Origin of the sequence: Komagataeibacter rhaeticus, assembly GCF_011611525.1 — a bacterium.
GTDB classification, from domain to species: domain Bacteria; phylum Pseudomonadota; class Alphaproteobacteria; order Acetobacterales; family Acetobacteraceae; genus Komagataeibacter; species Komagataeibacter rhaeticus.
This window is the reverse complement of record NZ_CP050139.1, coordinates 222,226-234,505: the sequence shown is the minus strand read 5'-3', so window position 1 is coordinate 234,505 and position 12,280 is coordinate 222,226. Positions and strand designations below refer to the sequence as shown.

General features: G+C 65.6%; 11 protein-coding genes. 2 read left to right on the top strand and 9 right to left on the bottom strand.

Translation table 11 applies throughout. From position 1 onward, the window contains the following. Positions 1-35: 35 nt before the first annotated feature. Both purD and GWK63_RS01035 read left to right on the top strand, forming a co-directional pair. Positions 36-1,316 (top strand): phosphoribosylamine--glycine ligase, encoded by a 1,281-nt coding sequence (gene purD, locus GWK63_RS01040; RefSeq protein ID WP_034926990.1) that lies wholly within the window; start codon positions 36-38, stop codon positions 1,314-1,316. Between the two features lie 117 nt (positions 1,317-1,433). Further along, the gene (locus GWK63_RS01035; protein WP_007396985.1) at positions 1,434-2,834 is read left to right on the top strand and encodes an MFS transporter; all 1,401 of its coding nucleotides are present in this window, start codon (positions 1,434-1,436) and stop codon (positions 2,832-2,834) included. A gap of 81 nt (positions 2,835-2,915) precedes the next feature. On the opposite strand, the gene GWK63_RS01030 is transcribed toward GWK63_RS01035, so the two are convergent. The 9 genes from GWK63_RS01030 to ade form a co-directional block, all read right to left on the bottom strand. Then, the gene (locus GWK63_RS01030; protein ID WP_007396986.1) at positions 2,916-4,283 is read right to left on the bottom strand and encodes a uracil-xanthine permease family protein; all 1,368 of its coding nucleotides are present in this window, start codon (positions 4,281-4,283) and stop codon (positions 2,916-2,918) included. Positions 4,284-4,650: 367 nt separating this feature from the next. After that, positions 4,651-5,088 (bottom strand): ExbD/TolR family protein, encoded by a 438-nt coding sequence (locus GWK63_RS01025; protein WP_034926987.1) that lies wholly within the window; start codon positions 5,086-5,088, stop codon positions 4,651-4,653. Between the two features lie 54 nt (positions 5,089-5,142). Beyond that, positions 5,143-5,565: an ExbD/TolR family protein gene (locus GWK63_RS01020; RefSeq protein ID WP_034926984.1), complete on the bottom strand. Its 423-nt coding sequence runs from the start codon at positions 5,563-5,565 to the stop codon at positions 5,143-5,145. A gap of 2 nt (positions 5,566-5,567) precedes the next feature. Next, complete coding sequence (locus tag GWK63_RS01015) at positions 5,568-6,620, bottom strand: MotA/TolQ/ExbB proton channel family protein (RefSeq protein ID WP_007396991.1); 1,053 nt, start codon at positions 6,618-6,620, stop codon at positions 5,568-5,570. Between the two features lie 87 nt (positions 6,621-6,707). Then, positions 6,708-7,376 (bottom strand): energy transducer TonB, encoded by a 669-nt coding sequence (locus GWK63_RS01010; protein ID WP_034926981.1) that lies wholly within the window; start codon positions 7,374-7,376, stop codon positions 6,708-6,710. A 599-nt stretch (positions 7,377-7,975) separates the two neighbouring features. Next, the gene (locus GWK63_RS01005; RefSeq protein ID WP_007396995.1) at positions 7,976-8,824 is read right to left on the bottom strand and encodes a hypothetical protein; all 849 of its coding nucleotides are present in this window, start codon (positions 8,822-8,824) and stop codon (positions 7,976-7,978) included. Then, positions 8,821-9,525 (bottom strand): hypothetical protein, encoded by a 705-nt coding sequence (locus GWK63_RS01000; RefSeq protein ID WP_007396996.1) that lies wholly within the window; start codon positions 9,523-9,525, stop codon positions 8,821-8,823. The genes GWK63_RS01005 and GWK63_RS01000 overlap by 4 nt, the downstream gene beginning before the upstream one ends. Then, positions 9,518-10,393 (bottom strand): site-specific integrase, encoded by an 876-nt coding sequence (locus GWK63_RS00995; RefSeq protein WP_007396997.1) that lies wholly within the window; start codon positions 10,391-10,393, stop codon positions 9,518-9,520. Before GWK63_RS00995 ends, GWK63_RS01000 begins: the two co-directional genes overlap by 8 nt. A gap of 25 nt (positions 10,394-10,418) precedes the next feature. Continuing rightward, the gene (gene ade, locus GWK63_RS00990; protein WP_007396998.1) at positions 10,419-12,119 is read right to left on the bottom strand and encodes an adenine deaminase; all 1,701 of its coding nucleotides are present in this window, start codon (positions 12,117-12,119) and stop codon (positions 10,419-10,421) included. Positions 12,120-12,280 lie beyond the last annotated feature (161 nt).

Here is a 12,280-nt window from a genome sequence, read left to right as displayed (position 1 = left end):
AAAGGGCAGATATGAAAAACGGGAGAAACAGAGTGATGCGGGTGCTGCTGGTTGGATCGGGCGGACGGGAACATGCCATGGCCGCTGCCATTGCGCGCTCTCCCCTGCTCGATGCCCTGTTCATTGCGCCGGGCAATCCCGGCACCGCCGCCCTGGGCACCAACTGCGCGGTAAAGGCTGATGACGTGGCGGGCCTGATCGCGCTGGCACGGCGCGAGCGCATCGATCTGGTCGTCCCCGGCCCCGAAGCCCCGCTGGTGGCGGGCATTGCCGATGCCTGCAAGGCTGCCGGCATTGCCTGCGCGGGGCCCGCCCGGGCGGCGGCGGCGCTGGAAGGCAGCAAGACCTTCACCAAGGAAGTGTGTGACGCGGCGGGCATTCCCACCGCACGCTGGGCCCGCTTTGACGCGGCCGCCCCCGCGCTGGACTACGTACGCCGCCATGGCGCGCCGGTTGTGGTCAAGGCGGACGGGCTGGCGGCGGGCAAGGGCGTGGTGGTGGCCCAGAGTGTTGCCGAGGCCGAACAGGCCATTACCGACATGATGACGGGGGGCACGCTGGGCCAGGCAGGCCACAGCGTGGTGATCGAGGACTGCCTTGTCGGCGATGAGGTCTCGCTCTTCGCCTTCTGCGCGGGCGAGACCGCCGTGCTGATCGGCGCGGCACAGGACCACAAGCGCATTGGTGATGGCGATACCGGCCCCAACACCGGCGGCATGGGCGCGGTCTCGCCCCCCACGGGCTTTGACCGCGCGGCGCAGGAAGCCGCCCTTGACCTGCTGGTACGTCCCATGCTGCGTGAAATGGCGCGGCGGGGCACGCCGTTTACCGGCATCATCTTCGCGGGCCTCATGCTGACCCCGTCCGGCCCGCAGCTGATCGAATACAATGTCCGCCTGGGTGACCCGGAGGCGCAGGCCCTGCTGATCCGGCTGGAAAGCGACCTGCTGGCCGCGCTGGCCGCCGTGGCGAAGGGAGACCTGGCCCGCACCGACATCCGCTTTTCCAGCCAGTCCGCCATAAGCGTGGTGATGGCGGCGCGCGGCTATCCCGGCACGCCGGTCACTGGCGGGGTCATCCGCAACATTGCGGAGGCCGAGGCCGTGCCGGGCGTACGCGTGTTCCAGGCGGGCACGAAGCTGGATGCCGCCGGCGCGCTTGTGGCGGCGGGCGGGCGCGTGCTGGCCGTATGCGCCACGGCCGACACACTGGCCCAGGCCCGTGACAGGGCCTATGCCGCCATAGGGAAAATCGACTGGCCCGATGGCGTCTACCGCCACGACATCGGCCAGCGCGCGCTGGACGCCGCGGGCTGACCACACGGGGGGGGGACCGGGCCAGCCGGCGGCGGGGCAGGTTGCCGTATCCATCCCGCGCCGGTTATCATTGTTTTTCCGAAACATGACGTTCCCCCGCCCGAAAAGCCCCTGCCCATGCCCCCCCCATCCAAACCCGTCCTGACAGAAGGCGAAGGCCTGCATGGCGCCGCGCGCGTACGCGCGGTGACCGCCGTGGCGCTGTCGGTGCTGCTGGCGCTGCTGGATTACGCCATTGCCAATGTCGCCCTGCCCACCATAGCGGGGGACCTGCATGTCTCGCCCGCATCCGCGGTCTGGATCGTCAATGCCTACCAGCTGGCCAGCGTGGTTTCGCTGCTGCCCATGGCCGCCCTTGGCACGCGCATCGGGTTTGCGCGGCTGTGCCAGATCGGGCTGGCGCTGCTGACCGTAGCCTCCCTGTTCTGCGCGCTGTCGCACAGCCTGCTGGCACTGGCACTGGCGCGCGCGGTGCAGGGCGTGGGCGGCGCATGCATCATGAGCGTCAGCATCGCGCTGATCCGCTTCATCTACCCGCATGCCATACTGGGGCGGGGAATCGCGCTTAACGGCGTGATGGTGGCGCTGGGCGTGGGGGGCGGGCCGACCGTGGCCTCCATCATCCTGTCCTTCGCCAGCTGGCCCTGGCTGTTCCTGATCAACATCCCGCTGGGGGCGACCGCGCTTGTGCTGGCGCTGGTTTCCCTGCCGCGCACACCGGTCAGCCCCGGCTCGTTTGATGGCGCCAGCGCGCTGCTCAACGTGCTGGCCTTCGGTGCGCTGATCATGGCGGGGGATTCGATCGCCCACCATGCCGGGGCAGTGCAGGTGACCGCGCTGGCCATCACCGGCCTGGCCGCGGGCTGGCTGCTGGTGCGCCGCCAGCATGGGCAGACGCACCCCATGTTTCCCATCGACATGCTGCGTATCCGGGCCTTCCGCAACGGCACGCTGGTGGGGTTCGTGGCGTTCGTGGCCTCGAACCTGTTCATGATCTCGTTCCCCTTCACGCTCCAGTCCATGTTCCACTACCCGCCTTCCATCGTCGGCCTGCTCATGACACCGTGGCCGGTCGGCATCATGGCGGTGGCCCCGCTCATCAGCAGGCTGTCAGACCGGGTACCGGCGGCCATCCTGTCCTCGGTCGGGCTGGGCATGACATCCCTTGGGTTCCTGGCGCTGTATCTGCTGCCCGCCGCTCCCGCCTGGTTCGACATCGCCTGGCGCATCGCCCTGGGGGGGATGGGGTTCGGGGTGTTCCAGCCGCCCAACAACCGCATCATGATGGTGACCGCCCCCCCCGGGCGTTCGGGCAGCGCGTCGGGCATGGTGCAGATCGCGCGGCAGTGCGGACAGGCCACGGGGGCCATGTTCGTGGCCATGGCCTTTGGCCTGATCACGCATGACGCGGAACGGAGCTGCCTGGGCTTTGGCGCCATTGTCGCCTTTATCGGCATGCTGTGCAGCGCGGCCCGGCTGCTGGGTCCGCGCCCGACCGCGCGCACGCACGCCACCTGAAGCCGGAACGTTCCTGGTGAAGCTTTTTTCGAAAATCTTACGAGACCACCGCCTTTGTGAAAAAAGGGCCCCCAAAAACTTTTATCTTTTTATCAAGACGTTATCAGGACCAGACGATGGTGGCATGGGGTCCACGGCATCCACCACATCCGGTGCGCGGCTGCCCACCAGCAGGTTGAGCAGCACCCCCGACAGGATACACAGCAACACCCCGTTACCCAGTAGCAGCCGCCACAGCCCGCCCAGATGCACGAACAGGTCCGGGCATGCCATGGGCAGCACGCCCAGCCCCATGGATACAGCCGCGATCAGGGCATTGCGCGTGCCCTCGAAGCGCACATGCAGCAGTTCACGTATGCCGCCTACCGTGGTCATGCCGAACATGACCACGCCGCACCCGCCCAGCACTGGCGGCGGCAGGGCCGCGATCAGCGCGCCCAGCTTGGGGAACAGACCCAGCCCGATCATGATCACGCCCGCCCCCGCCACGACAAAACGGCTGCGGATATCGGTCATGGCGATCAGCCCGGTATTCTGGGTAAAGGCATTATAGGGAAAACTGTTGAACGCGCCGCCCAGCAGGGTGGACAGTCCATCGGCGCGCAGGGCGCCCGCTATGGTGGCATCGGTCACGGGCACATCCACCACCCGGCCAATGGCCAGGCAGTTGCCGGTGGTTTCGGCCACAATGATGATCATGCTCAGCAACACGATAACGACCGGCATGACATGAAATTCCGGCATGCCGAAGACAAAGGGCATGCTCACGGCAAACCATGGGGCCTGTGCCACCATCCCGTAATGGCCCATGCCGCATAGCGCGGCCACGATACTGCCCGCCACAAGCCCCACCAGAACGCTGATATTGACCATGAACCCCCGGCCCCACGCCTGCACCGCAACGGTCATGAGAATGGTGACGAATGCCAGCAGCAGGTTGGCGACACTGCCAAAACCGGGTGCCCCCGGCGTGCCACCCCCCACCCAGCGCCCCGCGACCGGCATGAGCGTAAGCCCGATGGTGGTGATCAGGCAGCCAATCACCACCGGCGGGAAAAAGCGCATGAGCCGCGCCATGACCGGCGCCAGCACCACCATGGCCAGCCCCGCCCCCATGACCGCGCCGAAAACCGAACGCAGGCCGTAGACCTGCCCGATCAGCAGTAAGGATGCCAGCATGGCAAACGAAGACCCCTGCACGATGGGCAGGCGCGAGCCGAATTTCCACACCCCCACACTCTGCACGATGGTGGCGACGCCCGATGTCATCAGCCCGCAGTTGATCAGTAATATCGTCTGTGCCGCGGACATGTGCATCGCGGCGGCAAAGACCAGTGGCACGGCCACGGTGCCGGCATACATGACCAGGGCATGTTGCAGCCCGAAGGCAAACAGCATGCCGGCTGGCAGCATTTCATCCACCGGATGGGGTATTATCTCTGCTGTCACGCGCCATTCCTCCATGCAGGCAGGCCCATGCCCACCTTGCGGGGCGGTGGCCATGCAGGGAACCCCACTTTTTGGAAAAAGGGAGCGCGTGCCATGCATGTGGATGTCCGGAACACGACGGCCCGGTCACAAACGGGTCTCCCGCCCTGAAGCACCCTGAACAAAACTTCACCGGAAACTTCCTGATGATGACCGGGTATTTCCCCGCAATCCGGCACATCCCCGCCCGCTACCATGCCAGACCGCCCCATGAGAATGGACTGTCAGCATATGGCACGACAGGCATGAAAAAACGGCCCTTCCCATAGGAAGAGCCGTTCTAAAACGCTGTCCATAAGCACAATCAGGGCCACGTCGCCGTGTTACCTTACTGCGCATCCATGAACTGATCGCTACCCATGATACCCAGCTTGCTTACGCCCAGACGCTGCGCGTCCGCCAGCACCCTGGCCACGACCTTGTAGCTGGCCAGACGGTCGGGGTGGATATGCATTTCCGGCTGGACGGGCTGCGCTGCCGCATCCTTGAAGCGTTCCTGCAGGGCTGCCTCATCGGGGACAGGCTCACCATTCCAGGTGATGGTATTGTCAAAATCGATCGCCACCGTGTCCACAACCGGGTCTGGCGCGGTGGACGGCGGCGGATTGCCCTGCGGCAGATCGATGGAAACCGAATGCGTCTGGAGCGGAATGGTGATGATCAGCATGATCAACAGCACCAGCATGACGTCAATCAGGGGCGTGGTATTGATATCGACAATACCTTCGTCCTCTGTGGTGCTGTCTGAGCCGACATTCATGCCCATGGTGTCTACTCTCCCAGGAATGGCCGGGGCATGTGCCCCAGCCGGGAATGGATATCAGCCGTGCGGCTGCTCGGTAATGAAATCAATGTGGACGATACCCGCCTGCTGACAGGCCGCGATCACCTTGCCCACCCCCTCGTATTTCGCCATCTGGTCACCACGGATCTGGATCTGTGGCTGCGGATTTTCCGCAGCCACATGCTCCAGGTGGGATTCCAGGTCGGCATAGCTGGTCAGGGGTGTCTCGTTCCAGTAGGCCTGCCCGGTTGGCGTCACCGCGATGACGATGTTGTTCATCATCGTGCGGGTCGGCTGGTTGGCATCCATCGGAAGGTTGACCTTGATGGTGTGTGTCGCGACGGGGATGGTGATCAGGAAGATGATCAGCAGCACCAGCATGACGTCGACAAGCGGTGTGGTGTTGATGGCCGACACCACCTCGTCTTCATCGCCGCCACCTCCAACTTGCATACCCATGATCAGCCCACCCGGTTGTCGATAGTCGTTGTGGTCGGGGAGTTGTCGGGGTGCACCACGATCTCGGCACCATGACGATAACCACCCATAAGGATCGACTGCACGTCAGCCGCGAAGTTGCGCACCTTGTCAATGGCGCCCTTGTTGCGGCGGACCAGCAGGTTGTAGCCCAGCACCGCCGGCACCGCGGTGCCCAGGCCGATGGCGGTCATGATCAGCGATTCACCAACCGGGCCGGCAACCTTGTCGATCGAGGCCTGGCCTGCAATGCCGATGGCCGTCAGCGCATGATAGATACCCCACACCGTGCCGAACAGACCCACGAACGGAGAGGTGGAACCCACGGTGCCGAGGAAGGCCAGGCCGCCCTGCAGCTTGGTCTGGATCACGTCAACCGAACGCTGGATGGACATGGTGGTCCAGGAATGCAGGTCGATGGATTCCTGCATCGTGCCTTCGTGGTGTTCCGCCGCCTTCACGCCGGTATCGGCAATATAGCGGAAGGGGGAGTTCGCGGGCAGGGCCGCGGCACCTTCCTTGATGGAACCCTTGGTCCAGAAATCGGTCATCACCTGCTTGGCGGCGGCCATGACGCGGGCCTGCTCGAAGAACTTGGTGATCATGATATACCAGGTGCCAAGCGACATGAAGACCATGATCAGCAGGACGCCACGGGCAATGAAGTCACCATTGGCCCACAGCGCGCCCAGACCGTAGGGGTTGCCCTCGGGGGCCTTGGGGGCATCGGCCGGGGGAGCTGCATCCGCTGCGGGAGCGGGAGCAGGAGCAGGCGCGGGTGGCGCTTCGGCCGGGGCTGCCGGTGCGGCATCGGTGGCGGCGGGAGCCTGCACGGCCGGGGCATCGGCACCCGGTGCCGGAGTGGCCGGGGCGCCATTGCCATCGGTCGGGGGCGCGGAAACCGCAGGCGCCGTGGCCGCATCGCTAGCGGCCGGGGCGGCATCCTGTGCAAGCGCAGCGAGCGGGGAAGCCGCGCACAGCATGGCAGCGAAAGCAGCCGAGGCAACAAGAGTGTGTTTACGATGCAGTCTGATCATTTAACCAAAATCCTCTGGAGCAGGATGTTTTTTCCGAGGCGGCGGGGTGCTGCCGGCCCCCGCCGTGCCTGACCTTGATACTCAGGCTCAGTCATTCAGACTGAACGTGATCGTATAGAGATGATGGAATTCCTTTACGGGAACGCCATTCTTGACAGCCGGTGCATAGCGTGAGCGACGGACCGCCTTCAGCGCGGCATCGGCAAATGCCTGGCCACCCTTTACACTCACTACCTGGCAGTTGCTGGTGACGCCGCTGGGTTCCACGTCACAGGCGACGGACACAACGCCTTCACGGCCTTCTTCCGACATCTCTTCCGGGTATTCCGGCACCACATGGTTCAGCGGCGACGTTCCGGCCATGTGGTCGGGCACGGGCGGCGCGTTGGACACGGGCGCATCGGACGGCGGGGTCGCCCGGGCGGGCGGCATCGCCTTCGGCGGCTTCGTGTGCGTCACCTTCATCGGCGGCGGCGGTGTCGGCACCTGGATCTTCGGCGGCGGAATGTACGGCGGCGGCGGCTGCGTAATCTCCGGCGGCGGTGGTGGTGGCGGCGGCGGCGGTGGCGGCGGTGGCGGCTCCTTGATCATGTGCACTTCGACCGGCGGCTTGGGCGGTTCCTTCGGGGCATCAGGCGCGGAGCCAAGCCCGTACAGGAGCGCCACAACCAGCAGTCCTTCAAATGCCAGGACAAGGGCGAAAACAATTACCTTTTGTAGTGTATTATCACTCTGTTCCGCATACGTCATACCCATACCTCACTCAGAACGGCATAGTTTTAGGAAGGAATTATTGGAAAATTTATTCTGGATGTTCTGATTTCACCAAATCTACTACGGGAGTATGACCAGATTTCTACGAAACGACTGATGCGATCCGCCTTGTTCTCCCCGGTTCAGCCGTGAAACATGGCCATCCCCTTTCCCGGCGGAACGGAAAAGCGTGATGGCCGCAGCCCCGGACAGTGCATATGCCAATGCACGGACACCGCATGCACCCTGCCCCAACTGGCCAAACCACTCATTCATCACGATTTATCCATAAACATTATTACCAACTCGAAATCAACCCTGATCTTGTCTGAAATAGTCTGTCTGAATGACCCGCCCGCCAGATCATGAACTGACGGGCCGACCGGACCAATGAAACTGACCCTTCCCGTGTCGGGCGGGGTCGTGAAAAACCGTTAATGCCAGCTTGATCAAAAAAAAATCCCAGTCAAGCAAACTGTTAAAAAAATAAGGAAAAAATCGATCCCGGCCCTTCGAAAGCCCTGTTTGCGCGCAATATTGTTATTGCAACATGGATGCCGGAACGGAAAGAACGCATTTCGAAACGATAGGCGGCTTTCACGTTATTTCTTGGTAAAAACAGATTCGGGTTCCTGCTCCCCGGCGGCCTCCACCCCGCTGAAGCGGGGCAGCATCCGCGCTTCGGGCTGGTAGGCCACGGCCTCCCCCTGCTTGACCATTTCCAGGCAGGCGGCGAACGTACTGCTCCATGCCGAACGGCGCTGCCCTGCCGACAGGCTGCTCCCCTCGCCTTCGCGCATGCACTCGGGCAGCATCCAGTCCAGCGGCACCGGCGTATGGCGCGCCTGTGCCAGGCAGGTGCGCACCCGCATGCGCGCATCCTCCACGGAAAACAGATCCAGCTGCACCGGCGCATAGAACGGGGTCTCGGCCGGCATGGCCCCCCAGTTGCCATCAAACACCGCAAGGCAACCCCACAGGAACTCGATCCGGTCCACTTCCCACTGGTCCGATTCGTCGCTTTCGGGCGGCCGTGCACCGCCAAAGCCATGCACGTCGCGCCCCAGCTGGGCGCGCGCGGCAAGCCAGCCCGCAAGGGCTGACGCGCCCTCGGCGGCCAGCAGGCGCGTGCGCAGGTCGGCGGCTTCCTGCGTGGCCTGCTGCTGGCGGGGATCATCTTCGGGCAGCATGAGGCGCGAGCGCAGCAGCAGCAGCCCCGACGCCATGACCGCCCACTGCGCCTTCTGCCCCAGCGGCAGGGTGGTGCATGCCCGCACGGCTTCGGCCAACTGGTCGATCAGGGTTACGATATCCAGCCGGGCCAGGTCGATTTCACGCGCATGGGCCAGTTCCAGCAGGTGCGACAGGCTGCCCTGATAGAGCGCGAGCCTGACAACCGGCTCCCCATCGGGCACCGCGCCACCGGCAAACAGCGTGAACTGGTCCGTCATGTCAGCGGGCGTTCCGTCAGGCCGAAGACAAGCCGGGGGTAATGTTCCTCCGCCCGACGCACCACGGGCATGGGGTTGCCCCCACGGGTAAAGAAACCGAAGACCATGGCCCGGTGCCCACGGGCCAGCCTGCGGCCCGCCTTGCGCCCGGGCAGGTACGTCACCTGCCGGGGGGCCTCGGCAATGCCCCAGTGGCGCTGCAGCCACGCGCGGGCATCAGGATGGGTGGCGCCCAGGGCCAGGATGGCATCGGGCACCGGCACAAGGCGATGGAAGTCCAGCGGGCAGGCACCGGCGGGCAGCAGGGTCAGCCGGGCATGGCGCGCTTCGGCCGCGGCACGGAACTGGCGCGCCAGGATGCGACAGCCTTCAACCGACAGTCCGGCCCGCCCGCGCGCGGGACCATTCCGGCCGATGGCGAGTGCGAACATGTCCTCCTCCATCCGTTCGGCATCGAAGGGCCATGGGATGAGACCGGGGCCAGCCGCTTCCGCCCCGAAGGCATCCATGGCCGCATCCGGTCCGTGTACCAGCAGGTGCCACCACTGCCATGGCACCGGGCCAGCCGGCTTGGGCCATGCCGAAAGCGGCCGCCGCCCGCGCCGGGCCGGTGGCCGGCGGAGGGCACCGGCCGGCGCTTCCCCGTCCCGCGTGGCGGGAGGGGGCAGTTCAGCCCAGGGCAGGCGCAGGTTTTCAGTCATTGGCAAGCTGGCATTCGTACGGCCGCAGGGCGCGGGGGTCACGGTAGCGGGTATGCCGGCACAGCGCCGTGATTTCCATGCCCTGCCGCAGCGCTTCCATGATGTAGCCCGAGCGCAGGGCGTGCGCGCTCAGGCGGGCCACCACATCGGGGGCCACTTCGGCCATCAGTGCGCGGCGTTGCAGGATGCGGGTCACGGCATAGGGCGTAAGCGCCCGGCCGCCCACGCGCCCGCCCTTGGAAATGGCGCGGAAGAGCGGCCCGGTCTGGCGGTGCGCGACCTGCTGCCATGCAGCCAGGGCGGCGGCGGGGCACGGCAGCCCTTCGGCCGACAGGGGCAGGCTGACAGGCTGGTGGCCATCGCCCTCGCGGATGTTCAGCACCAGCGCCGTGCGGCCGGGCACGGCGTCCTCCACCTGCAGGCCAACCAGTTCCGAACGGCGCAGGGCGCCGGCAAAGCCGAACAGCAGCAGGCAGCGGTCCCGCAGGCCACGGACGCCATCCTCGCACCGTTCCACCATGGCGCGCAGCATGCCCGGCGTCACCACTTCAGGGGCAGGTGCCGACACGCGGGGCAGGTCGAGCATGTGGGCCAGGGCCGCACGGATGCGGGTATCGGTCACATCCCATGCCATGTTGTTGAAGCGGTGCATCCTGCCAATCGCGGCCAGACGGCGGCGGATGGTGGCGGGGGCGAATTCCGCCAGGCTGCGCAGGTAGGCCGCAACCACATCCGGCGTTGCGGGAATGGGGGCCACGGCCTGCGCCGCGCACCAGCGGGTAAAATGCACCCAGTCCGCCCGGTAGGCGCGCAACGTGGCAACAGTCGCGCGCGCGGGCGGCGGGGCGGGATCGGTGGCCGTGGTCATGGGCGGGTTCCGTGTGCCACCAGTATCAGACCAGCGTCATCCGGTTGACATCCACCATGCCGAAATCCGTGATCTTGAGATGCGGGATGACCGGCAGCGGCAGGAACGCAAGCTGGAGGAACGGCTCATCCAGCCCGCAGCCCAGCGCGCGGGCGGCGGCGCGCAGCACCACAAGCTGGTCGCGCACGGTCTCGAACGGGGCATCGCTCATAAGCCCCGCCACCGGCAGCGGCATGTCGGCCATGACCTGTCCGCCCCGCACCACCACAAAGCCGCCCCCCGTCTTTTCCAGATGGTTGACCGCCAGCGCCATGTCCGCATCATCCATGCCGACCACGCAGATATTGTGGCTGTCATGCCCGACCGAGGATGCCAGCGCCCCGCCGGACAGGCCGAACCCCTTAACGAAGCCACGCCCGATATTGTCGTTATGCCCATGCCGCGCCACCACGCAGATGCGCGCGATATCCTGCGCCGGGTCGGGCTGGACAATCCCATCCACCACCGGCAGGTCGGCATGCAGGAAGGGCGTGATGATCTGTCCGGGCAGCAGGCCGATCACGGGGCGCCGCGTGCCGGAACCCGCCACCTGCATGTCCGCCGCACTGACGGGGCCGGGCAGGCTGACGCTGCCCGTGCCCACGGGGGGAATGATGTCACGGGCGGCAAACAGCGCGTCATCCACCAGCCTGCCCGCGCTGATCACGTCCGACACCCGGCATTCCCGCAGGTCATCCAGCAGCACGATATCCGCCCGCCTTCCCGGCACGATCAGGCCCCGGTCACGCAGGCCAAAGGCGTTGGCGGCACTGAGCGAGGCGCTGCGATAGGCGGCCAGCGGTTCCACCCCCAGCGAGATGGCCAGGCGGATCAGGTAGTCCAGATGCCCCTCATGCGCGATTTCCAGCGGGTTGCGGTCATCGGTGCAGAAGGCGAAGAACGGCGACGTAACCGGGTTGAGCAGCGGCACAAGGGCCCGCAGGTCCTTGCACACCGAGCCTTCGCGGATCAGCACCGTCATGCCCTTGCGCACCTTTTCCAGCGCTTCCTCCGCCGTGGTGGCTTCATGGTCGGTGGTGATGCCCGCACTCAGGTAGCCATTGAGCTTTCGCCCGCGCAGCAGCGGGGCATGGCCATCGATATGGCCGCCGGCAAAGGCTTCCAGCTTTTCCATGCAGACCGGGTCATTGTTCAGCACGCCGGGGATGTTCATGAACTCGGCCAGGCCAATGACCTTGGGGTGACCCCGATAGGCCAGCAGGTCCGCCGCCCCCAGCGCGGCCCCCGATGTTTCCAGATGGGTGGAGGGCACGCAGCTGGACAGGTTGACGCGCAGGTCCATGACCGTGCGCAGGGCGGCTTCGGTAAAATAGTCCAGCGCCGGGCGGCCCAGCACGTTGGCCATCTCGTGCGGGTCGCATATGGCGGTGGTCACGCCGTGCGGCAGGACGCAGCGATCGAACTCGAAGGGCGTGATGAGCGAGGATTCGACATGCAGGTGCGTGTCAATGAAGCCGGGCACGGCAATGCGCCCGCGCCCCTCGATCACGCGCGTCCCCTCGTAGCGGTCCAGCGTGCCGACAATGGTATCGCCACACAGCGCGATGTCGGTTGGCAGCAGTTCGCCCGTCACCAGATCGAACAGGCGCACGTCGCGGATGACGGTATCCGCCACCATGCGCCCGCTGCCCTGTGCAATCCGGTCGGAAATCACGCTGCCTGCCATACTGTCCCGCTTTCGTACCGTTGGTGATGGTGGACACCAGTCTATCACAACCCGCTGGCACGCAAGTCAGCACACGGATTCTTTTTCACCGCCACCCCTGTTGTCCCCACAGGTACGTTGACAAGGGCCACGTGTTTCCCGATCCTGAAGCGACCAAGGGG

What these genes read in the sequence shown, in the direction of transcription:
- purD (WP_034926990.1), top strand. Translation starts at nt 36, where the DNA reads ATGCGGGTGCTGCTGGTTGGATCGGGCGGACGGGAACATGCCATGGCC.
- GWK63_RS01035 (WP_007396985.1), top strand. Translation starts at nt 1,434, where the DNA reads ATGCCCCCCCCATCCAAACCCGTCCTGACAGAAGGCGAAGGCCTGCAT.
- GWK63_RS01025 (WP_034926987.1), bottom strand. Translation starts at nt 5,088, where the DNA reads ATGGGCATGAATGTCGGCTCAGACAGCACCACAGAGGACGAAGGTATT.
- GWK63_RS01020 (WP_034926984.1), bottom strand. Translation starts at nt 5,565, where the DNA reads ATGGGTATGCAAGTTGGAGGTGGCGGCGATGAAGACGAGGTGGTGTCG.
- GWK63_RS01015 (WP_007396991.1), bottom strand. Translation starts at nt 6,620, where the DNA reads ATGATCAGACTGCATCGTAAACACACTCTTGTTGCCTCGGCTGCTTTC.
- GWK63_RS01010 (WP_034926981.1), bottom strand. Translation starts at nt 7,376, where the DNA reads ATGGGTATGACGTATGCGGAACAGAGTGATAATACACTACAAAAGGTA.
- GWK63_RS01005 (WP_007396995.1), bottom strand. Translation starts at nt 8,824, where the DNA reads ATGACGGACCAGTTCACGCTGTTTGCCGGTGGCGCGGTGCCCGATGGG.
- GWK63_RS01000 (WP_007396996.1), bottom strand. Translation starts at nt 9,525, where the DNA reads ATGACTGAAAACCTGCGCCTGCCCTGGGCTGAACTGCCCCCTCCCGCC.
- GWK63_RS00995 (WP_007396997.1), bottom strand. Translation starts at nt 10,393, where the DNA reads ATGACCACGGCCACCGATCCCGCCCCGCCGCCCGCGCGCGCGACTGTT.
- ade (WP_007396998.1), bottom strand. Translation starts at nt 12,119, where the DNA reads ATGGCAGGCAGCGTGATTTCCGACCGGATTGCACAGGGCAGCGGGCGC.